This is a genomic window from Micromonospora kangleipakensis, assembly GCF_004217615.1.
Taxonomy (GTDB): Bacteria; Actinomycetota; Actinomycetes; order Mycobacteriales; family Micromonosporaceae; genus Micromonospora; species Micromonospora kangleipakensis.
Map to the genome: position 1 here is coordinate 39,062 of NZ_SHLD01000001.1, position 24,850 is coordinate 63,911.

General features: G+C 71.5%; 23 protein-coding genes, 1 tRNA gene and 1 pseudogene. 9 read left to right on the forward strand and 16 right to left on the reverse strand.

The annotated features are described in order from the left end of the window. Positions 1-290 precede the first annotated feature (290 nt). From EV384_RS00260 to EV384_RS00275, 3 genes are all read right to left on the reverse strand, one after another. The gene (locus EV384_RS00260) at positions 291-1,382 is read right to left on the reverse strand and encodes an IS630 family transposase (RefSeq protein ID WP_130328966.1); all 1,092 of its coding nucleotides are present in this window, start codon (positions 1,380-1,382) and stop codon (positions 291-293) included. Between the two features lie 200 nt (positions 1,383-1,582). After that, positions 1,583-2,779, reverse strand: coding sequence for an epoxide hydrolase family protein (locus EV384_RS00265; protein WP_130328967.1), 1,197 nt, complete (start codon positions 2,777-2,779; stop codon positions 1,583-1,585). A 1,221-nt stretch (positions 2,780-4,000) separates the two neighbouring features. After that, positions 4,001-4,624 (reverse strand): DUF2218 domain-containing protein, encoded by a 624-nt coding sequence (locus EV384_RS00275; protein ID WP_130328969.1) that lies wholly within the window; start codon positions 4,622-4,624, stop codon positions 4,001-4,003. Between the two features lie 256 nt (positions 4,625-4,880). Between EV384_RS00275 and EV384_RS00280 the strand changes: the two genes are divergently transcribed. From EV384_RS00280 to EV384_RS00295, 4 genes are all read left to right on the forward strand, one after another. Then, positions 4,881-5,402, forward strand: coding sequence for a TetR/AcrR family transcriptional regulator (locus EV384_RS00280; RefSeq protein ID WP_242623883.1), 522 nt, complete (start codon positions 4,881-4,883; stop codon positions 5,400-5,402). Positions 5,403-5,727: 325 nt separating this feature from the next. Next, complete coding sequence (locus EV384_RS00285; protein ID WP_130328971.1) at positions 5,728-6,129, forward strand: hypothetical protein; 402 nt, start codon at positions 5,728-5,730, stop codon at positions 6,127-6,129. A 108-nt stretch (positions 6,130-6,237) separates the two neighbouring features. Then, the gene (locus tag EV384_RS00290; protein WP_165439842.1) at positions 6,238-7,455 is read left to right on the forward strand and encodes a low temperature requirement protein A; all 1,218 of its coding nucleotides are present in this window, start codon (positions 6,238-6,240) and stop codon (positions 7,453-7,455) included. Between the two features lie 757 nt (positions 7,456-8,212). After that, the gene (locus tag EV384_RS00295) at positions 8,213-8,638 is read left to right on the forward strand and encodes a DUF6924 domain-containing protein (RefSeq protein ID WP_130328975.1); all 426 of its coding nucleotides are present in this window, start codon (positions 8,213-8,215) and stop codon (positions 8,636-8,638) included. Between the two features lie 47 nt (positions 8,639-8,685). Here the strand turns inward: EV384_RS00295 and EV384_RS00300 are convergent. Both EV384_RS00300 and EV384_RS00305 read right to left on the reverse strand, forming a co-directional pair. Then, positions 8,686-8,925, reverse strand: a pseudogene (locus EV384_RS00300) (tyrosine-type recombinase/integrase); the annotation flags it as partial. A 166-nt stretch (positions 8,926-9,091) separates the two neighbouring features. Then, positions 9,092-9,175, reverse strand: a tRNA-Tyr gene (locus EV384_RS00305). Positions 9,176-9,324: 149 nt separating this feature from the next. Here EV384_RS00305 and EV384_RS00310 point away from each other — a divergent pair. From EV384_RS00310 to EV384_RS00325, 4 genes are all read left to right on the forward strand, one after another. Further along, positions 9,325-9,819, forward strand: a complete 495-nt coding sequence (locus tag EV384_RS00310) for a YajQ family cyclic di-GMP-binding protein (protein ID WP_130328979.1) — start codon at positions 9,325-9,327, stop codon at positions 9,817-9,819. A gap of 312 nt (positions 9,820-10,131) precedes the next feature. Further along, a complete protein-coding gene (locus EV384_RS00315) occupies positions 10,132-10,875 on the forward strand; it encodes a class I SAM-dependent methyltransferase (RefSeq protein WP_130328981.1) in 744 nt (247 codons plus the stop codon). Positions 10,876-10,966: 91 nt separating this feature from the next. Then, positions 10,967-11,431, forward strand: coding sequence for a PH domain-containing protein (locus EV384_RS00320; RefSeq protein ID WP_165439843.1), 465 nt, complete (start codon positions 10,967-10,969; stop codon positions 11,429-11,431). Between the two features lie 63 nt (positions 11,432-11,494). After that, positions 11,495-11,680 (forward strand): hypothetical protein, encoded by a 186-nt coding sequence (locus EV384_RS00325; protein WP_130328985.1) that lies wholly within the window; start codon positions 11,495-11,497, stop codon positions 11,678-11,680. A 240-nt stretch (positions 11,681-11,920) separates the two neighbouring features. Here the strand turns inward: EV384_RS00325 and EV384_RS00330 are convergent, their stop codons facing one another. The 9 genes from EV384_RS00330 to EV384_RS00375 all read right to left on the reverse strand — a co-directional run bounded on the left by EV384_RS00330 (position 11,921) and on the right by EV384_RS00375 (position 21,836). Beyond that, the gene (locus EV384_RS00330) at positions 11,921-13,180 is read right to left on the reverse strand and encodes an MFS transporter (RefSeq protein ID WP_130328987.1); all 1,260 of its coding nucleotides are present in this window, start codon (positions 13,178-13,180) and stop codon (positions 11,921-11,923) included. 137 nt (positions 13,181-13,317) lie between these two features. Further along, positions 13,318-14,196: a zinc metalloprotease HtpX gene (gene htpX / locus EV384_RS00335; RefSeq protein ID WP_130328989.1), complete on the reverse strand. Its 879-nt coding sequence runs from the start codon at positions 14,194-14,196 to the stop codon at positions 13,318-13,320. Between the two features lie 130 nt (positions 14,197-14,326). Then, positions 14,327-15,820, reverse strand: a complete 1,494-nt coding sequence (locus tag EV384_RS00340) for an NADH-quinone oxidoreductase subunit N (protein ID WP_130328990.1) — start codon at positions 15,818-15,820, stop codon at positions 14,327-14,329. Positions 15,821-15,989: 169 nt separating this feature from the next. Next, the gene (locus EV384_RS00345; protein WP_130328992.1) at positions 15,990-17,492 is read right to left on the reverse strand and encodes a complex I subunit 4 family protein; all 1,503 of its coding nucleotides are present in this window, start codon (positions 17,490-17,492) and stop codon (positions 15,990-15,992) included. Between the two features lie 232 nt (positions 17,493-17,724). Beyond that, complete coding sequence (locus EV384_RS00350; protein WP_130328994.1) at positions 17,725-19,677, reverse strand: NADH-quinone oxidoreductase subunit 5 family protein; 1,953 nt, start codon at positions 19,675-19,677, stop codon at positions 17,725-17,727. Beyond that, positions 19,674-20,075 carry an NADH-quinone oxidoreductase subunit NuoK gene (nuoK, locus tag EV384_RS00355; protein ID WP_242623884.1) on the reverse strand — a complete coding sequence of 134 codons (402 nt, stop codon included), beginning with the start codon at positions 20,073-20,075 and terminating at the stop codon, positions 19,674-19,676. Before nuoK ends, EV384_RS00350 begins: the two co-directional genes overlap by 4 nt. Further along, positions 20,072-20,677 carry an NADH-quinone oxidoreductase subunit J family protein gene (locus EV384_RS00360; protein ID WP_130328996.1) on the reverse strand — a complete coding sequence of 202 codons (606 nt, stop codon included), beginning with the start codon at positions 20,675-20,677 and terminating at the stop codon, positions 20,072-20,074. Before EV384_RS00360 ends, nuoK begins: the two co-directional genes overlap by 4 nt. After that, positions 20,674-21,264 carry a NuoI/complex I 23 kDa subunit family protein gene (locus EV384_RS00365; RefSeq protein WP_130328998.1) on the reverse strand — a complete coding sequence of 197 codons (591 nt, stop codon included), beginning with the start codon at positions 21,262-21,264 and terminating at the stop codon, positions 20,674-20,676. The genes EV384_RS00360 and EV384_RS00365 overlap by 4 nt, the downstream gene beginning before the upstream one ends. 140 nt (positions 21,265-21,404) lie before the next feature. After that, entirely contained in the window at positions 21,405-21,836 is a 432-nt protein-coding gene (locus EV384_RS00375) for an ester cyclase (RefSeq protein ID WP_130329000.1), read from the reverse strand. A gap of 109 nt (positions 21,837-21,945) precedes the next feature. Here EV384_RS00375 and EV384_RS00380 point away from each other — a divergent pair, with 109 nt between their 5' ends. Further along, positions 21,946-22,992, forward strand: a complete 1,047-nt coding sequence (locus tag EV384_RS00380) for a glutathione S-transferase family protein (protein ID WP_130329002.1) — start codon at positions 21,946-21,948, stop codon at positions 22,990-22,992. Between the two features lie 18 nt (positions 22,993-23,010). Here the strand turns inward: EV384_RS00380 and nuoH are convergent, their stop codons facing one another. Together nuoH and EV384_RS00390 are read right to left on the reverse strand one after the other, a co-directional pair. Next, positions 23,011-23,973, reverse strand: a complete 963-nt coding sequence (nuoH, locus tag EV384_RS00385) for an NADH-quinone oxidoreductase subunit NuoH (RefSeq protein ID WP_130329004.1) — start codon at positions 23,971-23,973, stop codon at positions 23,011-23,013. Then, entirely contained in the window at positions 23,973-24,794 is an 822-nt protein-coding gene (locus tag EV384_RS00390) for an NADH-quinone oxidoreductase subunit C (RefSeq protein ID WP_130329006.1), read from the reverse strand. The genes nuoH and EV384_RS00390 overlap by 1 nt, the downstream gene beginning before the upstream one ends. Between the last annotated feature and the right edge of the window lie 56 nt (positions 24,795-24,850).

Genomic DNA, 24,850 nt, shown 5'->3' on the forward strand with positions numbered 1-24,850 from the left:
AAAACCGACCTAGCGCCAGAATTGGCACCTAGATCCTCTACCACCCGTAGCGGACACGCAACCGGTCGTCCACCGGCACGTTGACCGATCCCCGACATCGGTCCGGCGGTCGTCCGCCGCCCGGAACGAACGCGACTCGGGAGCCTGGCCGGATTGCGACAATTATGACGAAGGCCCCGGATCCGCAGTCGCAGATCAGGGCCTTGCCGTTGCCTGGTGGCGGGCGCAGCCTGTGGTTGTCGGTCGCGGTGTCCCACCACATGCTTGACGGGATGGCAGGAGACATCTCGCTAGTGTGCTGCGCTAGAAATCCGCCTACAAAATCGTGCGAGTGATTCGAGAATCTCCTCGGCGGTCTTGGTCCAGGTGAAGGGCCTGGGGTTGGTGTTCCAGTCTGCGATCCAGGTGCGGATGTCGGCTTCCAGGCTGTGAACGCTCTTGTGGGCGCCGCGGCGGATCTTCTGCTCTGTGAGGTAGCCGAACCAGCGTTCGACCTGGTTGATCCAGGAGGAACCGGTCGGTGTGAAGTGCATGTGGAAGCGGGGATGGCGGGCCAGCCACGCCCGCACGGCGGGGGTCTTGTGGGTGCCGTAGTTGTCGCAGACCAGGTGCACGTCCAGATCGGCTGGCACGGCTTTGTCGATCGTGGCCAGGAACTTCTTGAACTCGGTCGCGCGGTGCTGGCGGTGCAGTTCGCCGATGACGGTGCCGTCGGCGATGTTGAACGCGGCGAACAGGCTGGTGATGCCGTTGCGGGCGTAGTCGTGGGTGCGGCGTTCGGGCATGCCGGGCATCATCGGCAGCACCGGCTGGGACCGGTCCAGGGCCTGGATCTGCGACTTCTCATCCACGCAGAGCACCACGGCCCGTTCGGGCGGGTTGTGGTAGAGCCCGACCACGTCGACGACCTTCTCGATGAACTGCGGATCCGTGGAGAGCTTGAACGTGTCGGCCAGATGCGGCTTGAGGCCGAAGTCCCGCCAGATCCGTCCGACGGTGGACTTCGACAGTCCGGACTTCTCCGCCATGGAGGTACGCGACCAGTGGGTGGCGTTACGTGGCGTCTGCTCCAAGGTGGCGACGACGACCTCTTCGACCCGGTCCAAACCGATGGACGGAGGACGACCCGGCCGCGGCTCGTCGATCAGTCCGTCCAGCCGCAGCTTCAAAAATCGGCGACGCCATTTCCCCACCGTGGACAGATGAACACCCAGTGCCGTTGCCACATCAGTGTTCGAGCCGCCATCGGCGCAGGCCAGAATGATCCGGGAGCGCATCGCGAGGACCTGCGCCGTCTTCGCCCGCCGCGACCATCGGGTCAATGTCGCACGTTCTTCATCGGTCAACGTCAGCGGCGGGGTGGGACGCCCAGTCCTCGGCATCCCACCACCATACCCACTTATCAGGCGAATTTCTGGCGCACCGCACTAGTGCCGTGACCACGAACGTTCACGGTGTTGCTGACACGCCGTAAACCTTGCCTGGCCTACGGCGTTGTTGCGGTCAGGCTGCGACGGTGGCAGATCCCGTACGCGTGCGGCGGCTCACTGACCAGGAGGATCACGCGCGAACCGGAGCGGGCTCAGGATTTCCGCAGCGGCCGGAACGCGGCCCGCACCTCGGCAGAGAAGAGCTCCGGTTCCTCCCAGGCGGCGAAGTGGCCACCCTTGTCGACCTCGTTGAAGTACGCGAGGTCGGGGTAGACCGTCTCGACCCAGCTCCGCGGGGCAGCCCAGAGCTCGCCGGGGAACGTCGTGAAGCCGACCGGAACCGAGACCGGCGGAGGAGCCTGGCCGGCCGCACCGGCTGCGGCCAGGAACCGTCCAAATTCCCAGTACCACCGGGCGGCCGAGGCGCCGGTGCCCGTCAGCCAGTACAGCGTGATGTTGTCGACGATGGTGTCCCGGGTGAGGCCGCCCACGGGCTTGCCGTCGACGAACGCGCGGGAGATCTTGTAGTAGCTGTCCGTGTCGTGGTCGAGCATCCAGGCCGCCAGCCCGACGGGTGAATCCAGCAGGGAGTAGCCGATCGTCTGCGGCCGGGTGGACTGCTCCAGGAAGTAGCCGAAGCCGTCCGTCGTGAATGTGTTGAGCGCGTCGTGCGCCGCGCGTTCCTGCTCGGACTCCGCCGGCAGTTGGTCCTTGAGACCGATCGCCCCGGCGAGCAAGTTGACGTGGATGCCGAGCAACCCCTCGGGTCCTTGGCGGCCCATTGCGTCCGTGACGGCGGCGCCCACGTCGCCCCCCTGGGCGACGTAGCGCGGGTAGCCGAGGCGGTCCATCAGCTCCGCCCACGCGCGGGCGATGCGGCCGTTCTCCCAGCCGAGCTCGGTCGGCTCGCCCGAGAAGCCGTAGCCGGGCAAGGACGGCAGCACCAGGTGGAAGGCGTCCTCGGGGGTGCCGCCGTGCGCGGTCGGGTCGGTGAGCGGGCCGACGACCCCGAGCAGCTCGACGACCGAGCCTGGCCAGCCGTGCGTCATGATCAGCGGCAGGGCGTTCTCGTGCTGCGACCGCACGTGGATGAAGTGGATCTCCACGCCGTCGATGTCGGTCGTGTACTGCGGCAGGGCGTTCAGCTTCGCCTCGAACGCGCGCCAGTCGTGCTCGGTCGTCCAGTAGCGGGCCAGCTCCTGGACCGTCGCCACCTGCACGCCCTGGGAGCGATCGGTGACCAGCTCTCGGTTGGGCCAGCGCGTGGCCGCGATCCGGCGACGCATGTCGGCGATCGCTTCTTCCGGCGTGTCGAGCCGGAAGGGGCGGATTTCGTTGTCGTTCGACATCTCCACCTGCCGGGTCGGGTCGACCGGCGCCGGGGCGCCGGCGGGGCTGGCGCGCGCCCAGTCTCGCAGCGGCCCGGCGACCGGCGGACCGAAACGCGATTTCGCGCTTGGTCCGGCCCGGACCGGCTTACTGCCTTCTGTCGTGGGCGCCGGTCACGGTGGCGGTCGTCCCAGCCGCACTGAGGCGGAACTGGCCGTCGGCCTGTTGCACAGCCACGGCCTGCGCGCGACGCGACGTACATCGCGGACGACGTCGGCGCGCAGGAGCCGCAGCTGCAGCTGGGATGGCGGCTCGACGCGGACCTGACCGGCGAGCCCGGCTTCCGGGTCGTGCAGCGCCGTCAGGCCGAGGGTCAACGGCACCCATCACGAGCTGGCGGCAGGAGCCGGTCCGAGGCCAGCGGACGGGCAACGCTCGCAGGATCCCCGTTCCCGCCATGTTCCCGTAGAGGGCCATGCAGCGCCGGATCGGGCTGGACTCCCGTGGACTCCACGAGAAAGACCCCCGGAGCGCGTTTCCGCAGCTCACGGGGCCATCTCTGCACCTGGTGGCGGGGAGAGGATTCGAACCTCTGTAGCTTTCGCGACGGATTTACAGAGCGCTAACGCCAGGGCGCTGACCAGGTCGTTTGTTGCTGCGCGACGGGGCGACGACACAAGCCCGACACAGAATCAGTCGTCAGACCGATTCAGACCGGCCGAAGCCTGTCCACTCGGCCGAGTATCGAACTTGGGGGGACACCAAGGTCCGCCCGGTCGAAGTCGACCACTTTGTCGCTGAACGCCGCCCTGAGGAAGGACGTCTCCGCACCGCTGAACGTCGCCCGGACGAAGGACACTCTCCCTCCACTGAACGTCGCCCGGTGGAGCACACGGTCACGATCGAGGGGAAGGAGGTCGGGATCTTCGACCCGATGGGCAAGGACACGATCCTGTTCCATCGGGCCGTCAGCGACGACGAGGCGCCGTAAGACCTCTGAAGCGGCCAGGCAGGCGACAGCAACGCTGACACCAACAGGCCAAGACGAAGAGATCCACGGCCAGCGTCACACGGGCGGTCGGCCGAGGCGGGAGACACCCCGGGACGCAGGCCGACGAGGCGCGCAGTTCTTACAAGCGAGGGGTCAGGGACGGCCCTCGTAGGCTCGCCGGGCGAGCTGGCCGGGGCATGGACTCCCGTCTAGCCCCCGAGAGCGGTGCGCGGCGTGGACGCAGTCCGGGTCAGGTGTGGTCAGGGCGCTTGGTGGCCCTGCGCTGACGGATTTTGAAGCGGGCCACGGCGATCAGCGCGATCTTGAGAGCAACGAGCGCCACGACGACGTTCGCGGCTAGGCCGGTCCACCGCGACTCCGCCACGATCGAGCCCGCCAGCCCCACATGCAGAGCGACGACCAGGACCACGGCCAACGCGAGGACAGCGGTCTGGAGGTGGGATCGCGGGAAGCCCCGCCGTTGTCCAGATGGCACGCCGACGGCGTCTCGGAGGGGGGCCGAATCGGGGGATTCGAGCCGCTGCCAGGCTACGGCCAGAGGGTCGCGGCGGCTGAACCGCTCGAAATCGCGGGTGATGATGTCGCGGATCTGAGTCAGGCGGTCTCCGTCCGCAGCCTCGATGCGCACAGTAAGGGAGTTGCCGTCGGCGGTGAGCCTGGCCCGGCCCCACGGGCCGAAGGTGACACTTCCGCTGGTGTCGGTCCACTCCGCGGCCACCTGCACCTCCCGGCGCATGTGCAAGTGCATGCGGGCAGAGTGGCCACCGCTGCCCATGGCGGCGGCGTGCTTGCAGAACTGGACGAGGTAGCGAGTGGCTCTGTCGGTCTGGATCTGGGCTTGCAGGACTGGCACGGTGTTCCTTCTCGGTCATGGGCTGCCGAGAGCCTGCCTCGGCGGTTCGCGGGCTGGCTCCCGGCGCAGTCGAGCGTCAGGCTGGAAAGGTGGCGGGTCACCCGGCAGGTCATGGCCCGTCCCCAAAATTATAGAGACAATCTGTCTGCGTCAACCGCAACCTGTTCTTCTTGTGAACGACGTGTAGGATACGGGTGTGCCCAAACTGTGGACCGAGACGATCGACGCACACCGCGCAGCGGTTCGGGACGCCGCCATGGACGCCATGGCCGCCCTGGTGGCCACGCACGGGCTGGTCGCGGTGACGATGTCGCAAATCGCCCAACAGGCCGGCATCGGACGCGCCACGCTGTACAAGTACTTCCCGGACGCGCAGGCCGTTCTCACCGCCTGGCACGAACGCCAGATCACCACACACCTCGACCAGCTCACCGCCGCCGTCGACCCCGCCGCCCCAGCCATCGCGCGCCTGGAAGCTGTCCTGCACACCTACGCGCACATCCAGCACCACTCGGCGCGCCACCATGGCGGCGAACTCGCCGCGCTGCTGCATCGCAGCGAACACGTCGACCGCGCCCAGCAACGACTACGCGGCTTCGTCCAAGACCTGATCGCCGAGGCTGTGCGAGACGGCGATCTCCGCGACGACGTGGCCACCGACGAATTGGCCACCTACTGCCTGCATGCCCTCACAGCAGCCGGCACCGTCCCCCGTCCAGAGGCCGTCCAGCGCCTGGTCACCGTCACCCTGGCCGGGCTGACCGCCCGTCGCCGGTAACCAGCAGTGCCAGCTCGCCGGACACGAGCACCGGCCAAGCTCTCCACAGCCGCCGGCGGGTGCCCGGTTCCGCCACGCCAGCTGCGGTGGCGAACACGAGGGGCGCCACTACGGGCGATCACGTAGAAGGCCGCGAACACGACCGGCCCGGAGAGCCCGCCGAGACGGTCGACGAAAGCCTCCCGGGCCGTCAGGCCCATCACGAAAAGCGTGGCGCTGAGCCGCGACCGGCGCATGTACGAGTGGTCCGTCGTGGCCCGACTACCGCTCGGCAAGGCGCGGCCTGAACTCTCGACGCCTCGGCTCGCCTGATGGAGAGACACACATGGATGTGGCTTGGATCGCGACCGATCCCGGAAGTGGCGATCCCGCCTCCACGGAAACCCGGTCTGACGCCGACGGCTTCATGTCCCGGCTTCAGCACCTTCTGGGAGCCGGAGAGGGGTATGCGGAGGTACGCCGCGTCGAGGCGGACTACCCCCTCTTGACGTTCTCGTTCAGAGGGGACTACGCAGTCATGCATCTGTTCGAGTCCCCAGATGATTGCCGCCTTCTTCCGGGGGATGGCCGGCTGTCCGCGACGAAAACCGTCGAAGTCCCAGTGCTCTCCGACGACTGCACATTTTCGGGTGACTTCGTCCTGAGCGTGGCCAAGGCAACGGCGGTGATCGCAGCCTTCATCGACGGCGCACCAGCGGCACGACTCGGAGAGTGGGTTCGGCTCTAACTGGTCGTTTCAGAATGAGGGCACCGCAGCCTTTACCGCCGTCACCGCCGGTCGATGAAACGGGCGAAATCGGTGCGCGCAAGGCGATCCTCCCGTGACCATGGGCGGATGGGGCGACCATCGGAGCCGGCGCAGACCGGGGGCATCATGCGCGGCGAGGAGGAGGCCCAGCAGGCCAGCTTCCTGGAGCTGTTCTTCGACCTGGTGCTGGTCTTCGCCCTGGTCGGGGTCGTCAGCCGGATCGTGCCGGACCTGCTCTCCGACAACGTGCGCCTGCGCTGGCTGTCGCTGCTGTACACGGTCGTTCTTGCCCTGCCGTTGCTGTGGCTCTGGACCACCACCGCGTACCTCACCAGCCGCTTCGACTACCGCAACCGCTGGATTCAGCTGCTGGTCCTGGTCAGCGCGTTCGGCCTGCTGATCATGGCGACGTCCCTGTACCAGTTCGAGCAACGCGGCGCCACCTTCGCCATTGTGTACGTGGTGCTGCACATCGGACGCCCCTTGGTGCTCCGGCCGTTGTTACGGGAGCACGAGAACGTACGGGCGCTCTACACCCGCCTGGCCATCTGGGCCAGCATCTCCGGCGTCATCTGGCTCGCCGGGGCGGCGATGCGCGGAAACTACCGGCTGGCCCTGTGGTTGATCGCCATCACCGTGGACCTGGTCGTAGCGCGGTTCAGATGGCCGGTACCCGGCATGGGCCGACCACCGACCAGCGCGTGGGCGATGTCCAGCAGCCGATACCTCCCCGAGCGCTACCAGCAACTGTTGTTGATCGCGCTCGGCGAGACGGTGCTGTCCATCGGCCTCACCTACGCCACCCACCCCACCACGCTCGCCGCAAAGGCGGCCCTGGTGGTCACATTCCTGTCGTCCGTGCTGATGTGGCGGATCTACTTCTATCGCGCTGGCCAGGTGCTGGCCGAGGCCGTCGAGATGTCGACGAACCGGGCAGCTGCCGGCGGGATCGTCGGCGTGGCCCATCTGCTCATGGTGCTCGGCATCACCTTGGCCGCGGCCGGCTCGGAAATCGTGTTGGCGAATCCCCAGGGGCCCTCCGTGCCGGCCTGGCTCTTCGTCATCCTCGGCGGGCCGGCGGTCTTCCTGTTCGGCCGCAGTCGGCTGGAACGGGTCGTCTTCAACCGGCTCGCCGTGCGCCGGCTCGTCGGCATCGGCGTTCTGGTCCTGCTGGCGCCGCCGCTGTTCTTCGGCCCGCCGCTGCTCGCCGCCATCGCCGCTGCGGTCGTGCTGCTCGGGGTCGCCGTCGCGGACGCTCGACGCGCCGCCGGCCGCCCACCGGAGGCCCCGTCCCCGTCCGCCTAGCAGAGGCGGTCCGCATCCAGTCCGCAAGAGGTCCACAGACGATGGGGAGGCGTTGAGGGATGTCGGAAGGATTTACGCTGCCAGACCCCCATGCGCCCAGGTCGGCGGCACGGGCAGTTTGATCTCGTAATGCGTAGGTCGTCCGTCAGGCGGCTCTGTTGGAAGGGCCAGGTCACCGGTCCGCGAATCGGAAGTGCGTCGGCCAGCCGGCCGGAGACCCGGTGCGAGGCCCGGCACGAGGGCCGCCTGCTGATTGTCAGAGAAGGCACGTACGGTGTCCTACTGACCGGCCGGTCTCAGCCACCCTTCGTGGGACAGCGCGGCCACGGGGGGTGGGCATGGAAGGTCCCCGGAGCGATCCCGGGACTGGATGGAGAAAGTCCATCGCGACCCACCCCCCGCCACGCGCGAGACCGAGGACCAGGGCGTGACCCACGATTGTCGGGAACCCAAGATCCAACGTGCCCGTTGCGTGCCCGATCGGCCGGTCGGGCAGGGGACAACAACGGTCAACCGCGGCGGGAGACGACAAAGGCCCCTGACTTGCGTTTCCGCAGGTCAGAGGCCTTGCCGTTGCCTGGTGGCGGGTAGAGGATTCGAACCTCTGTAGCTTTCGCGACGGATTTACAGAGAGCGCGGGATCTTGGGTGCCGCACCGCGCGTGACCAGGCGTTTCCTAGCGTATGAGCCGGGCCTAAAGCTCATGTTCCCGTAATGTTCCCGCAGCGGGAAGGCCGGTCCAGCTTAGACTGCGGCCATGGCCTACCTGCCCGACACGCACCGCGTTCCAGTGATCCGTGCGGATTTCAGCGACGATGCGCTCTGGGCCCAGCTTCAAGAGGAGATCTCCAAGGAGACGGAAAAGGGCTTCGGAGCAAACGTCGAGTTTGTCGAGGATCCGAGGCTGGCCGGCCTCGATGTGCCGGCGCTGGTCCGCGCCTTCCCCCGCGCCTACCCCCACGAGTACAACCATCCGGTGGTGTTCGTCGTCGACGCGGTGACCGTCTCATCGCCGGAACATCCCATCCTCGCCATTGGCCTCAACGAGCGGGACGCCGCAGAGCCGTTCCGGGTCGTGCCCGGAGAGCTGGACTCCATCGAGACCAACCTGTTGATTTCCAACGTGGACTTCTCCGAGTTCGCAAGGGCAGCGCACCGCAGCGGCGGTGTCTACCGGGGCTGAGCCGCATACAGCACGGCAGGGGTTCTTCGCGCTCCGCGAGGCACGCCTCACCGCCACCGGTCACCCAGCGCGTCGCCGATGCGGTCGTTCACCCCGTCCTCTCCCCCGTCGATGCAGTTCGCGTACACCCGCAGCAGAACGGCGACGCTGTGCCCCAGGCGGCGGGCTACCTCAGTCGCCGGGACACCTGCGTTGAGCCAGAGCGAGGCGGCAGCGTGGCGCAGGTCGTACGACCGGCGGGCGAGCGGTGAGGCGACCTGGGCCGGGGTGAGCGCCTTCTCGCGGGCAGAAGCGGGCGCGGTCCGGGCGATTCGCCGCCGCAACGCAAGATCGTCTGTTCCCGCTATGTTCCCGTGGACAGCCACAGAGCGCCGGACCGGGCTGGACTCCGCTGGACTGAACGAGAACGGCCCCGGAGTGCGTTTCCGCAGCTCACGGGGCCGTTCTCGCACCTGGTGGCGGGTAGAGGATTCGAACCTCTGTAGCTTTCGCGACGGATTTACAGTCCGCTCCCATTGGCCGCTCGGGCAACCCGCCAGGGCGTCGCCACCTCGCCGTGCGCGGCAGCGGTAGCAAGGATAGCGGCTGCCCCCGGGGCGGCCGCAACCGGGTACCGTCAGGGGGTCGTGCCGCTGGTCAGCGGGCGACGGAAGACCTTCAGACCGCCGGACAGCAGGAGCATGAGCATGGCAGCGAACCCGTCGTTCGACATCGTGAGCAAGGTCGACCGCCAGGAGGTCGACAACGCCCTCCATCAGGCGGAAAAGGAGCTCGCGCAGCGGTTCGACTTCCGCGGCACCGGCGCCGAGATCTCCTGGTCGGGCGAGGAGGCGATCAGCCTCCAGGCGGAGACCGAGGAGCGGGTCCGGGCGGCGCTGGACGTCTTCAAGGAGAAGCTGGTCAAGCGGAACATCTCGCTCAAGTCGCTGGACGCCGGCGACCCCCGCGCCTCGGGCAAGGTCTTCAAGATCGACGCCAAGGTGATCCAGGGCATCGAGACGGACAAGGCGAAGGCGATCAGCAAGAAGATCCGTGACGAGGGCCCGAAGGGCGTGCAGGCGCAGATCCAGGGCGACCAGCTCCGGGTCACCGGCAAGAAGAAGGACGACCTCCAGGCGGTCATCGCGCTACTCAAGGGCGAGGACTTCGGCGTCGCGCTGCAGTTCACCAACTACAGGTAAGGGCCGTCGCCCGGTGCGCCGCGTCACGCGGACCGTGACGCAGGTTCGGACGCTGGCGCGCCGGGCGAGGCTCTGCTCGGCTTGCCCGGGTCGATGACAGGCGGGAATGGTTCCCCGCCGCCACCCGCCGTCGATCTGTTCGCCGGACTCGGCGCCCTGCTCGGAAGCGTCACCTACGCCGCTGTAACCCAGACCGGACAAGACACCGCAAGCCCGGCCCTTGGTGTGTGACGCCGCATGACGGCGGTGGTGGCGCCCTGCAGGGTCCGAAATCGCTGGACAACGGGTAGATCCATCGCGATCGTTGGCGGCATGCAGCAGGAGGACGTCTGGGACGTCAACGCCGCCCAGCGCTATGACACGCCAGGCACCGGTATGTTCGCGCCCGAGGTTCTGGGGCCGACCGTGGAGCGCCTCGCCGAACTCGCAGGCGACGGAGAGGCGCTCGAGTTCGCCGTCGGAACCGGTCGGGTGGCCGTCCCACTCGCCGAGCGAGGGGTGCCCGTCACCGGCATCGAGCTGTCACCTCCCATGATCGACCAGCTGCGAACGAAGGCGGACGAAGCGACGATCCCCGTGATCGTCGGCGATATGGCGACTGCCGTCGCCCCGGGGAAGTACTCGCTCGTCTACCTCGTCTACAACACGATTTCCAACCTGCTCACCCAGGCCGAGCAGGTCGCGTGCTTCCGCAACGCTGCCCGACACCTCACGCCCGGCGGCCGGTTCGTGATCGAGCTCTGGGTACCTGAGCTGCGCAAGCTCCCGCCGGGCCAGCAAGCCACGGTCTGGCATTCCGAGCCCGGCTACATCGGCCTGGACACCTACGACGTCCTGCGCCAGCACGTCGTGTCCCACCATTTCACGTTCGGTGAGGGCACACAGGCTCAGGTGTTCCGCAGTCCGCACCGCTACATCTGGCCGGCCGAGCTCGACCTCATGGCGCAACTGACCGGGTTCGAGCTGGAGACCAGGCATGCGGACTGGGCCGGAGCCGACTTCACGGCCGAGTCGCGTTCCCACGTGTCCGTCTATCGCATCCCGCCACGCCAGTAGCTCCGCCCGAGGACCGAAGTCCTACGTCCCTCGGCAACCGAGCCCGGTCGGCTGCCAGGCAGGTGACTGGGAGGTCCGTACGATGCGGCCCATGCCGAACTGGGTCCGGCCATACGAAGGCGACCAGGACGATCTCCACACCCTGCGCTACGTCGTCGCCGCCGGGATGTCCGTGGCCGGCCTCTTCCCGCTCTGCGGCGCCGCTTCGAGGGGGCTGTCTGGGGCCGCACTGCCGGCCGTCGTCCTCTTCGTGGTGACGTGGGAGGTCGTGCTGTGGCGGGTGGTGCTGGTCGGCGTCTACGTCAGCGACCACGGCATCAAGATTCGCACGGTGCTCCGTACGCGCGTCATTCCCTGGTCGCAGGTGACCCGCGCCTGGGCAGGCCAGGCCGCCAACTACGACGCCTGGCAGATCTGGGTCTCGGCCCGCGATCCCGAGCGGGAGCTCGAGACACCGATCTGGCGCCGAGGCTCCCGGGCACGCCACCGTAACCGGGTCGTCCTCCCACCCGAGGAGTTCGCCGCAGCCCTGGCCGCCCTCAATTCGCGCCGCTGATCGCGCCAGTCCTACCGAGGCCGGCACCAACCGCGCATTCTTCCTGTGCAGTACGTTGATCGAGTGTCCGGGAAGTTGTACGGCGACATTGCGGTACAACTGTTCCAGACCCACCAGGACGGCGTCGCCTTCGGCCTGATCGATGAGTCCGGCGATCGGGCAGGCGACGATAGCCACGTCGACTGGGTCGCGCTGTATCCGGATCGTCTCGGCTTTCAGGAGCCGTGGGACGGGCTCTACGACACCTGACGTGAGTGGACGGCCCGGCCGGCGAGCCCGGTCAGCGCGAGAAGATCAACAGCAGGATCACCGTGAGGATGGCGCTGATCAGGATCGACCCCAGGCAGCCGATCCGGTTCGAGAAGAAGACGAACACTCCCGTGCTGTACCCACCCGGGACGCGTTGAGACCCGCCAGCCGAGCCACCGCGGCGCTCGGGACGCTGGCCGGGGTGGACGAGGTGGTGGCGGTCGTCCGGGTGAGCCGCGCTCAGGCGGCGACCGGGTGCTCGGCGCGTACCGCGGTGGCCTCGGCGCGGGCGATGGGGCCGGCGGGGAGCGCGGCGACCGCGGCGCCGACGGCGACCGCCGACCCGGCGAAGAGGAACGCCCAGGGCACGCCGCCGGCGTGGTCGACGATCAGGCCGGCCACCGCGCCGCCGGCGGCGCTCGCCGCCACCGACATGGTGACCACCCAGGTGTACGCCTCGTTCAGCATGCCGGCCGGGGCGATCCGCCCGACCAGGGTGTTCTCCAGGGTCAGCGCGGGCGCGATGGTGGCGCCGCCGAGGACCAGCGCGACGCCCAGCGCCGCCGGGCCCGGCATCACCGCGAAGACGGCGAAGCTGGCGGCCACCGCGCCGAGCAGCCAGGCGAACTGGCGGGTCATGTTGGCCGCCGGCCGGCGTACGCCGAACCAGAAGCCGCCCGCGGCGCTGCCGATGCCCCAGACGGCCAGCAGCACGCCGGCGAGGCTCTCCGGGTCGTCGGCGGTGGCGTCGCCGGCGAAGGCCGGCACGATCACCCCGGCCGCGCCGAACGCGATGCCGAGGCTGGCGACGCAGAGCAGCAGCGCGGGGAAGCCGCCCACCCGCAGCGGACCGAGGCCCTTGGCGTGGTGCTCGCGCGGGTGCGGCCGCCAGCCGCGCATCACCCGGCCGAGGGCCACCGCGGCGGTGCCGACCAGGGTGACCACGGCGGCGCCGACGAGCGCGGCGGCAGCGTCGGCGGCCAGCACGAACGCGGCCACCAGCAGCGGGCCGAGCACGAAGACGATCTCGAAGAGCGAGGTCTCCGCGGCGAGCGCGGTGTTGCGCAGGTGGTACCGGCCGGAGGTGGGGCCGGTGAGGTCGTTCCAGGCGCCGCGGATGGCGGCGGTCAGCGGCGGGTAGGTGGCGCCGGCGACCCCGGCGGCCAGGTAGATCAGGCCCAGGTTGCCGGCCTCGGAGCGGCTGGCCCCGAGCAGCCCGAAGAGCGCGAGCGGGTGGGCGACGGCGGTGGCCAGCAGCACGGGGGTCGGGCCGACCCGGTCGGCGACCCGCCCGGCGACCGGGCTGAGCGCGGCGCCGGAGAGCGCGTAGATGCCGCCGGCGACCGCGGCGAGCGAGTACCGCCCGGTCACCTGCTCGACGACGAGCAGCAGCGCCAGCGGGGTCATGCCGATCCCGAGCCGACCGATGATGCCGAGGATCAGCAGCATCGGCGCGCCGGGGATCCGCCAGACGCCCAGGTACTGGCGCAGTGCGGCCACGGTCGACCTCCGAGGATGTAATGGGTGAGAGACGTTTCGACCCTAACGCCGGGCACGACGGGAGGGAACCGATTAGTGCCCCGACACACGACTCCGCCCGCGACCGGACCGGACGCGGGCGGAGGTGTCGGCGTGGGTCAGCGCTGGAACTGCACCGGACCGCTGTTGGCGGCCATCTGCTCCAGCCGGGCGACCCGCTCCTCCATCCGCGGGTGGGTGGAGAAGAGCGCGGCGATGCCGCCGCCCCGCTTGAACGGGTTGTCGATCATCAGGTGGGCGGTGCTGGTCAGCTGCCCCTGTGCCGGCAGCGGCCGCGCCTGGGTGCCCATGTGGATCTTCCGGAGCGCACTCGCCAGGGCCAGCGGGTCCCGGCTCAGCGCCGCACCCGACTGGTCGGCCTGGAACTCCCGGCTCCGGCTGATGGCCAGCTGGATGATGGTCGCCGCGATCGGGCCGAGGATCAGGGTGAGCAGCAGCACGGCCGGGTTCGGGGCGTCCTCGTCGTCGGAGGAGCCCAGCGGGATGAACCAGGCGATGTTCGCCAGGAAGGTGATGATGCCGGCCAGCCCGGCCGCCACGCTGGAGATCAGGATGTCCCGGTTGTAGACGTGCGACAGCTCGTGTCCGATCACCCCGCGCAGCTCGCGGTAGTCGAGGATCTCGGTGATGCCCTGGGTGACGCAGACCGCCGCGTGCTGCGGGTTGCGCCCCGTGGCGAACGCGTTCGGCTGCGACGTCGGGCTGACGTACAGGCGGGGCATCGGCTGCCGCGCCTCGGTGGCCAGCTCACGCACCATCCGGTACAGGTCGGGGAACTCCGCCTCGCTGACCGGTTGCGCCCGCATCGAGCGCAGCGCGAGCTTGTCGGACCAGAAGTAGGTGACGCCGTTCATCACCAACGAGGCGACGACGGCGATGACGAGGCCACCGCTCCCGCCGAACCAGTAGCCGACCGCGAGGATCAGCGAGGTCAACAGGCCGAGCAGCGCTGCGGTCTTCAGACGGTTGTGATGCACGATCGCTCCTTCGGTGCGCGGACCCGCACGGGAATCCGCTGACCGGTTCAACAACCCGGTACCCGTCAACCATCCTGCTCATGGCTGAAAGTTGGCTGAAAAAGGCTGCGGGCCGGCTGCGCCGGCCGGATCAGCGGGCCACCAGGTCGAGCAGGAGTTGCGGGGCGAAACCGACCACCACGGCCACCACGGTCGCAACCGCCAGGGCCAGCCCGACGCTCGCGGCCGGGCGGGCCCCGGCCGGTCCCTCCGCCGGGGCGGGCCGGGCGGCGGCGTCCGGGGCGGCCCAGAGGGTGGCCGCGACGCGCAGGTAGTAGGCGAGGCCGAGCACCGCGTTGACCGCCACCACCAGGGCGAGCCACCCGGCGTGGCCGTCCAGCAGCGACCGGACCACGGTCACCTTGGCGAAGAGCCCGGCCAGCCCGGGCGGCAGCCCGGCGAGCCCGATCAGCGCGAGCGCGAGCGCGCCGCCGACCCACGGGTGCCGGCGGGCCGCCCCGCGCAGGTCGTCCAGGGTGCCGCCGTCGGCGTCCGCCGGGCGCAGGGCCACCACCGCCGCGAAGGCGGCCAGCTCCAGCACCACGAAGAAGATCGCGTACGCGACCGCGGCCGCGTAAGCGCCGGCGCGGGCGTCGGCGGTGCGGCCGACCGCCAGCGCGAGCGCGCCGAGCGGGGCGAGGATGTAGCCGGCCTGGGCCACCGAGGACCAGGCGAGCAGCCGGACGGTACGCCGCTGGCGCAGCGCCACCAGGTTGCCGACGGTCATGGTGAGCACGGCGAGCAGGGCCAGCACCGGACCGGTGACGGTGGCCGGCAGCGCCCGCTGGACCACGGCGAGCAGGGCGACCACCCCACCCAGCTTCGACGCGGTCGACAGGTACGCGGCCACCGGCAGCGGCGCGCCGTCGTACGTGGCCGGGGCCCAGGCGTGGAACGGCACCGCCGCCACCTTGAACGCCAGGCCGAGCACCACCAGCGCCACCGCGACCGTGGTCAGCGGCAGGTCCAGCAGCTCCGGCCGCCCGGTGAGGGTGGCGCCGAGCCGATCGAGGTGCAGCCCGCCGGTCACCGCGTAGAGCAGGGCCGCGCCGAGCAGGGTCAGCGTGGTCGCCACCACGCTGACCACGAAGAAGGTCACCGCCGCCTCGGCGCTGGCCAGGCTGCCCCGGCGCAGCCCGACCAGGACGTAGAGCGGCAGGGTGAGCGTCTCCAGCGCCACGATCAGGGTGATCAGGTCGCCGGCCGCGCCGAGCACCACGCCACCGGTCATCGCGCAGGCGAGGAGGAAGCAGTACTCCCCCACCGGCGTGCGGCCGGCCCGCAGCAGCGGCCCCGACAACGCCAGCACCCCGAGGGTGAGCAGCGCGAAGACCGCCGCGACCAGGGCAGCGCGGCCGTTGAAGACCCAGGAGCAGTCACCGCCGACGCAGAAGGTGCGCCGCTCGCCGCCCGCCCCGACCACCGCCGCACCCGCCGCGGTGGCGACGGAGCCCGCGGCGGCCGCGGCCACCGTCGCGCCGGCCCGGGCCAGCAACAGGTCGGCCAGGAGCACGAGTACGGCGGTGCCGGCGGCCAGGTACGCCGGCAGCAGCGCCACGTTGTCCACGCTCTGCACCAGGCTCACGCCGCCACCCCGCTCCGGTCGATGCCCCGGCCCCTGCCCGTCGTCGTCGCCCCCACGCCAGCCCCCCGGACGGCCGCAGACCGCAGGCCGGCGCCGTCGCGGGTGGAACGCCATGGGTGCGTCCGGGCAACGGAGACACCCATGGTGTTCCACCGAACCCGCGCGGCGGTCACCGGAGCACCGCCACCAGGGCGTCCACCGGGCCGGTCGCGTAGCCGAGCACCAGCGCGGGAGCCAGGCCCACGGCGAGCGCGAGGAGCACCAGCGGGGCCCACGCGGTCAGCTCGGCCCCGGCCAGCCCGGGCGCCAGCCGGCCCACCGCCGGGCTGGGCCGACCGTGGGTGACCTGCCGCAGCAGCCGCAGGAAGTACGCGGCGGTCAGCGCCCCGCCGATCGCCGCCAGCACCGCCAGGGTGGTCCAGAGCCCGCCGCCCCGCCGGACGGCGGCCACCACGGCGAACGCCTCGCCCCAGAAGCCGGCCAGCCCGGGCAGCCCGAGCGAGGCGACCGCGGCGAACCCGAGCAGCCCGGCCAGCCGGGGCGCCGTCTCCCGCAGCCCGGAGAGCTCGGCGAGCGCGCCGGTGTGGGCACGGTCCTTGACCGCCCCGGCCAGGAAGAAGAGCAGGCCGGTGATCACCCCGTGCGCGATGTTGCCGATCAACGCCGCCTGGATGCCGGTGGCGGTCAGCGTGGCCACCCCGAGCAGCACGAAACCCATGTGCCCGACGCTGGAGTACGCGATCAGCCGCTTCAGCTCGTCCTGAGCGAGGCAGACCAGGGAACCGATCAGGATCGCGGCGACGGCGAGCACCCCGAGCACCGGGGCGGCCCAGCGGGCGCCCTCCGGGGCCACCCCGACCGCCACCCGGATCAGGCCGTACGTGCCCATCTTGAGCAGCACCCCGGCGAGGATGACGCTGCCGACGGTGGGCGCCTGGGTGTGCGCGTCGGGCAGCCAGGAGTGCAGCGGCCAGAGCGGGCTCTTCACCGCGAACGCCAGCGCCAACAGGGTGAACGCGGCGAGCTGGGTGCCCCGGGACAGGCCGGCCCCGCCGGTCAGCGTCACCAGGTCGGCGGTGCCGGCGGCGGCGACCACCACGTAGACGCCGACCAGCAGCAGCACCGAGCCGAAGAGTGTGTAGAGGGCGAACTTCCGGGCCGCCCGCCGCCGGTCGTCGCCGCCCCAGCCGGCGATGATCGCGTACATCGGAAGCAGGACAACCTCGAAGAAGAGGAAGAAGAGCACCAGGTCGAGGGCGAGGAAGGTGCCGAGGATGCCCACCTCGACGACCAGCAGCAACGCGACCAGGACCCGACCGCTGCCGCCGCCGGGCACCCGCCACAGCGTGTACCCGCAGCAGAGCAGGGTGAGCAGGGCGGTGAGCACCACCAGCGGCCAGGAGATCCCGTCCACCCCGAGGTGGAAGCGCAGGTCGAGGCCGGGCACCCAGGGCAGGTCGAGCTGATGCCAGGGCTGCACGGCGGGACGCGGCCCGTAGCCGAACCAGCCGTGGTCGCCGCCGACCAGCGGCAGGGTGGCGAGCAGGGTCAGCGCGGCGGCGACCGCGCCGGTCAACCGGGCTGCCCGGTCGTGCGGGATGGCCGCCACCGCGACCGCGCCGAGCGCCGGCACGGCGATCACCGCGACCAGCAGGACCTGTCCCAGACTCACGTCATTACCTCAGTTCGCGACTGCGGGGCTCGCAACCCCGGCTCACTCCTCGCGCTCACGCCGCCACCTCAGTTCGCGACTGCGGGGCTCGCAACCCCGGCTCACTCCTCGCGCTCACGCCGCCACCTCAGTTCGCGACTGCGGGGCTCGCAACCCCGGCTCACTCCTCGCGCTCACGCCGCCACCTCAGTTCGCGACTGCGGGGCTCGCAACCCCGGCTCACTCCTCGCGCTCACGGTGCCCCTCCGATCAGCGCGACGGCGAGACCGATCAGCAGCGCGCCGGCGAGTACGCCGGCCGCCGCGCGGGGCAGGGCCGCGCGGTGCAGCGCGGCGAGCCCGCCGCCCAGGCCCGTCGCGGCGCGGCCGCTCCCCTCCACCAGGCCGTCCACCCCCAGCTCGTCGCCGGTCCGGACGGCCCTCGCGAGCGCGTTCGTCGGGCGTACGACGAGGGCCTGCTGAACGTCGTCGAGCCGGAACGCCCGGGCGAACACCGGCCGCAGCGGACCCAGGAAGCGGGCCGGGTCGGCGGCCGGGTCCCGGCGCCAGCCCGCCCAGGCGACGCCCGCGCCCACCAGCAGCAGGACCAGCGGCAGCAGCACCGCCGGAGCGAGGTGGGTCAGCGAGTCGCCGAAGTCGGTCAGCTCCGCCTCGGTGGCCGGCGCGAAGATCCGCCCGATGAACGGCCCCCAGAAGGCGGCCAGGCCGAGCAGCGCGGCCGGGACCGCGAGCAGCAGCACCGGCCAGCGCATCAGCGCGGGCGGGTCGTGCGGGTGCGCCAGCGGGATCCGGGTCGCGCCGAAGAAGGTGCGCAGCAGCAGGCGGGTGGCGTACCAGGCGGTGACGGCGACGCCGAGCAGCCCGGCCAGCCAGACCAGCCAGCCGACCCACTGCGGCGTCGGACCGGCGCCGTCCAGCGCGGCGGCCTCGGCGACCGCGAGCACGCCGTCCTTGCTCCAGAAGCCCGACAACGGCGGCACCCCGGCGAGCGCGCCGAGACCGACCAGCGTGCACCAGAAGGTGACCGGCATGGCGGTGCGCAGGCCGCCCATCCTGGACATCAGCGTGGTGCCCACGGCGTGGATGACCGCACCCGCCGCGAGGAAGAGCAGCGCCTTGAACGCGGCGTGGGTGAGCAGGTGGAACAGCGCCGCGGTGGGCGCGCCGACGGCGAGGGCGCCGGTCATGTAGCCGATCTGGGAGACCGTCGACCAGGCCAGCACCCGCTTGATGTCGTCCTGCGCGGTGGCCGCGAACGCGCCCAGCAGCAGGGTGACCGCGCCCATCACGCCGAGCACGGCGAGCGCGACCGGGGCGCGCTCGAAGAGCGGGAAGAGCCGGGCCACCGCGTACACGCCGGCGGCGACCATGGTGGCGGCGTGGATCAGCGCGGAGATCGGGGTCGGGCCGGCCATCGCGTCCGGCAGCCAGGTGTGCAGCGGGAACTGGGCGCTCTTGCCGGCCACCCCGGCGAGCAGCAGCAGGCAGGCGGCGGTGAGCGTACCGGTGGAGTAGGGATGGGCGAGCACGTTGGCGATCTTGAAGCTGCCGGCGGAGACGCCGAGCAGCGCGATGCCGAGCAGGAAGCCCACGTCACCGACCCGGGTGACCAGGAACGCCTTCACCGCGGCGCCGGGCGCCTCGGGCAGCCGCCGGTCGTGGGCGATGAGGAGGTACGAGCAGATGCCCATCACCTCCCAGCCGACCAGCAGCATGATCAGGTCGCCGGAGACCACCACCACCAGCATCGCGGCGGTGAAGAGGCTGATCTGCGCCGCGTACGGCGGGTAGCGGTGGTCCACCTCGACGTCGTCGTGCGGCCCGCGCTTCAGGTAGGCGATCGAGTAGACCTGCACGGCCAGGGCGACCGCGGCCACGGCCGTGGCGACCAGCACGGCCACCCCGTCGAGCCGGTAGCCGAGGGTCACCCGCAGCCCGCCCAGGTCTACCCAGGTGGTCGAGGCCTCGACCAGGTGGTCCACCCGGCTCAGCAGGGCCAGCGCGACGAGCAGCGCCCCGGCCGCGCCGGCCACCCCGAGCGCGATCGCCGCCCGCCGGGCCCGGTCCTCGCCGGTCGCCGCGCCGCGCGGCGACGGCGGCAGGAGCAGCCCCACCAGACCGGCGGCCAACGGCAGGCCGGGCAGCAGCGGTACGAGCGACGCCAGCCGCCCGATGCCCTCGCTCATCCGCGCACCTCCGGCCCGTCGACGCCGCCCACGGTCCCCGCGCCCGACCGGTCGGCGGGCACCCCGGTCACACCGGCCGGTACCGGCGTCGGAGCCTCGGTCAGCGGCACCTCGTCCACGGCGACGCTGGCCCGCAGCCGGTAGAGCTGGAGGACGATGGCCAGCCCGACGCCGATCTCGGCGGCGGCGAGCACGATCACGAAGAGCGCGAAGACCTGCCCGGCGTGCGGCAGCTGGGCCCGGACCGTGGTGTCCGCGGTGACCAGGATCAGATTGACCGCGTTCAGCATCAGCTCGACGGCCATCAGCACCAGCACGGCGTTGCGGCGGCGCAGCACGCCGAAGACGCCCAGGCCGAACAGGAGCGCGGCGGTGACGTACGGGACGACCGGCCTCACCCGCGACCACCCTCCTCGGCGGCGGTCCCGGCGACCGCACCGGCCCGGGTCGTCGCGACCGGTGTCGGGCGACCCGGCCCGCCGGGCGCGGGGGTGGTCCCCGGGCGGCGGCCGATGTCGGGGCGGGAGAGCACGATCGCGCCGACCAGGGCGGCGAGCAACAGCACCGAGAGCACCTCGAAGGGCAGCACCCAGGAGCGGAAGACCTGCTCGCCGAGGCGGTCGGCGGTGCCCGCGGCGGGCAGCTCCACCCGGGACCAGCGGAACGCGTCCACCAGCAGCACGGCCAGGCCCAGCCCACTGCCGCCGCCGATCAGCGCGGCCGGCCAGCCCGGCCGGTCCAGGTCGTCGGAGGCGCCGATCGGCGCTCGGGTCAGCATCACCGCGAAGAGCAGCAGCACCACCACCGCGCCGACGTAGATCAGCACCTGCACCCAGGCCACCAGCTCGGCGGTGAGCACCAGGTAGTCACCGGCCAGCGCGCCCAGGCAGACCACCAGGTAGAGCCCGGCCCGGACCAGATGCTTCGTGCTCACCACCAGCACGCCCGCGCCGACCGCCACCGCGCCGAGGGCGAGCAGCAGCAGGTCCGCACCCGTCATGGGGCCGTACCTCCGTCGGCGGCGGGGCCGGGCTCGGGGCGTACGGCGGCGGGGCGGGCCGGGGCCGCGGCCTTCCGCGCGGCGGTGGTCTCCTCCTTGGAGGGATCACCGTGCGGGTCGTGCGCGGGCGGCGGCGGGACGGTGGCCATCCACTCGCCGAGGTGGTCCTTGTCGTGCAGCAGGTCCTTGATGTCGTGCTCGGCGTACTCGAACTCCGGGGACCAGTAGAGCGCGTCGAAGGGGCAGACCTCCACGCAGATGCCGCAGTACATGCAGAGCGAGAAGTCGATGTCGAACTTGTCGAGCACGTTGCGCTGCCGGGGGCGGGCGGCGCCGGGCACCGTCACCTCCTCCTTGTGCGAGTCGATGTAGATGCACCAGTCCGGGCACTCCCGGGCGCAGAGCATGCAGACGGTGCAGTTCTCCTCGAGCAGCGCGATCACGCCGCGGGACCGGGGTGGCAGCTCGGGGGCGACGTCCGGGTACTGCTGGGTGGTCGAGGGGCGGGTCATCGTCTTCAACGTGACCGCGAGCCCCTTCACGAGCCCTTCGCCGGGCATCCCGCTGCGCTCGCTCATGCCGCCCATCCTGCCCTGTGCCCCCGGCGCGCGCGACCACCACCCGGCTCTTACCGGCCCGGCGAACGAGGTCTACCCGGAGACCGGGCGGTGGACGAAGTTCGTCGACACCGGAGTGCCGTTTTCGGTGAACCTGCCGCCCGAGCGGATCACGCCCCCGGGTCGGTGACGCCGGGGAGCGGGGGCAGCATCTCGACGCCGAGCTGCTGGAGGACCTGGAACAGCTCGTTGACGCTCCACACGTCGATGATCCGGCCGGTCTCGTCGAACCGCAGGAACGTCGCCCCGGAGTAGCTGACCACCCGCCCGGTCGGCGGCACCGGGCCGAACTGGCCCGCCTGGGTGCCGGCGGCCCGCCAGTGCACGGCCACCCGGTCCCCGGCCGCCACCAGCTCGACTATCTTGTAGCGCAGGTCCGGGAAGGCCGCCCGCCGGTCGTGGTGCCAGGCCAGCGTCGCCGCCGGCCCGGTCCCGCCCAGCCCCGGGCAGTCCTCGGCGATCAGCTCGTACGCCGTCTCCTCGCGCCCGCCGTTCCACACGTCGACGATGAAGCGTCGGGCCGCCGTCTCCAGATCGGTCACCGCGGCAGCCTAGCCCCGCTTCTCACGCCGGGGCTGCTCCGGGACCCCCGAGCGACCATGATGGGAACGTCGGCGTGGCCGGCGCGGTGGACGACGGCGAGGAGGCGGCGTGAGCGAGGACGGCGACGGGATCCTGGCCCGGACCGGCGGGAAGTACGTCGAGCCGGGCGGCGAGTTCACCCGGGACCAGCGCTACATCGCCACCCGGGTCACCGCCGACGGGCGGGACGGCTGGCCGGTGGAGCCCGACCGGTACCGGCTGGCCGTCAGCCGCGCCTGCCCCTGGGCGAACCGGCTGATCATCGTCCGCCGGCTGCTCGGGCTGGAGGACGCCATCTCGATGGCGGTGGCCGGGCCGACGCACGACAAGCGGAGCTGGACCTTCGACCTGGACCCGGGCGGGCGGGACCCGGTGCTCGGCATCGAGCGGCTGGCCGAGGCGTACTTCAAGCGGTTCCCCGGGTACGAGCGGGGGATCACCGTGCCGGCGATCGTGGACGTGCCGACCGGGCAGGTGGTCACCAACGACTACGCGCGGATGAGCCTGGACCTGTCGACCGAGTGGACCGCGTACCACCGCGAGGGGGCACCGGAGCTCTACCCGGAGCGGCTGCGGGACGAGATCGACGAGGTCAACGCGGTGGTCTTCGCCGACGTGAACAACGGCGTCTACCGGTGCGGCTTCGCCGGCAGTCAGGCGGCGTACGAGAGGGCGTACCACCGGCTCTTCGACCGGCTGGACTGGCTGAGCGAGCGGCTGGCCGGGCAGCGGTACCTGGTCGGGGAGACGATCACCGAGGCGGACGTGCGGCTCTTCACCACCCTGGTCCGCTTCGACCCGGTCTACCACGGCCACTTCAAGTGCAATCGGCAGAAGCTCACCGAGATGCCGGTGCTCTGGGCGTACGCGCGGGACCTGTTCCAGACTCCCGGCTTCGGCGACACCATCGACTTCGACCAGATCAAGCGGCACTACTACGAGGTGCACCGGGACATCAACCCGACCGGCGTCGTCCCGCTCGGCCCCGACCTGTCGGGCTGGCTCACCCCACACGGCCGGGAGGCCCTCGGCGGCCGCCCCTTCGGCGACGGCACCCCGCCGCCGCCGCCCCCGCCGGCCGAACGCGTCGACCCCGCCCACACGCCGCTGCGCTGAGCGTCGGCCGCTGCCCGGTCAGAGCGCGAGGCGGACAGCGGCCGTCAGGACGAGCTGGGCCAGGGAGAGCGGGACGAGGACCAGCCAGCAGAGGCGTTGGAGCTGGTCCTCGCGGAGGCGGGGGTACGACACCCGGAGCCAGATGATCACGAAGGCGACGGCGAAGACCTTCAGCAGCGTCCAGAGCCAGCCCAGCCACTCGTCGCCGAACGGGCCCTGCCAGCCGCCGAGGAAGAGCACGGTGGTCAGCGCGGCGATCACCACGATGCCGACGTACTCGGCGAGCAGGAAGAAGGCGAAGCGCAGGCCGGTGTACTCGGTCATGTAGCCGAAGACCAGCTCCGAGTCGGCGATCGGCATGTCGAACGGGGGCCGCCGGATCTCCGCCAGCCCGGCGACGAAGAAGACCACCATCGCCGGCGCCTGCCAGAGCAGCCACCACGGCCGCCACGCCTCGACGATGCCGGAGAGGCTGAGCGTGCCCGCCGCCATCGCCACCGACGCCCCGGCCAGCACCAGCGGCAGCTCGTAACCGAGCAGCTGGGCGGCGCCGCGCAGCCCGCCGAGCAGGCTGTACTTGTTGGCCGACGCCCACGCCGACATCAGCACCGCCACCACGCCGACGCCCACCACGGCGAGGACGAAGAAGAGGCCGATGTCCAGCGGCTGCCCGACCAGGTCGCCCGGGCCGAGCGGGATCACCAGCAGCGCGAGCAGGTACGGCACCAGCGCCACCGCCGGCGCCAGCCGGAAGACCGCCCGGTCCGCGTCGCGCGGCGTGACGTCCTCCTTCTGCACGAACTTGATCCCGTCGGCGATCAACTGCGCCCAGCCGTGGAAGCCGCCCGCGTACATCGGGCCGAGCCGGCCCTGCATGTGCGCCATCACCTTGTGCTCGACCTGCCCGACGACCAGCGGCAGGGTGAGGAACGCGACCAGCACGCCCGCCACCCGGAGGACCAGCTCCAACCAGGTGGGCATCAGGCCTTTCCTTCCTCGGCCGTGGGCTCGTCGCCGGCCGCCGGCTCGGCGCGGGTGGGCCCGGTCGGGCGCTCGCCGGGTACGGGCCGGGCGGGACCGTCGGCCGCCGCGCGGGTCGGGCGCTCGCCGGGGGCGGGGCGGGCCGAGCGGTCGCCGGGGGCGGGCCGCGCGGGGCGTTCCCGGGCCGGGCGGGCGGGCGTACCACCGCGCGGGCCCTCGCCGGCGCCGGCCGCGCCGGCGGGGGTCGGCGTGGTGCCCCACTCCCCCGGCGCCGGCACGCCCGGCGGGCGGATCGGCCGCCGGCCGCCGCCGGCCTCGGACTCGCCGGGCTCCTTGGCGCCCGGCCAGGGCTTGGCCACCCGGGAGGCGAGGACGAACTCCTTGCGCAGCGGGTGCCCCTCGAACTCCGGCGGCAGCAGCAGCGGCTTCAGCTCGCCGTGCCCGTCGAACGAGATGCCGAACATCTCGTACGTCTCCCGCTCGTGCCAGGCCGCGCCCGGGTAGAGGTCGACCACCGACGCCACGGTCGCCGCCTCCCGGGGCAGCCGGGTACGCAGCAGCAGCCCGTGCCGCCCGCCGGTCGACCAGAGGTGGACCACCACGTCGAAGCCGTCGGCCAGCTCGTCGACCGCCGACAGCCAGTCGAAGAAGTCGAAGGCCAGCTCGGCGTCGTCGCGGGCCGCACGCACCGCGTCCCGCCAGCTCGCCGGGGGTACGTCGACGGTGGCGCGGGCATACCCCTGACCGCCGGAGACCGACGCGGTGGCATCGACGGACGCGAGCAGCGCGACCAGCCGCTGGCCGACCTCTTCCGGAGTCATGCCGCTGATCCTATGGCCGGCGGCCCGCACCCGTGTCGGGCCGCCCGCGCTCCCGG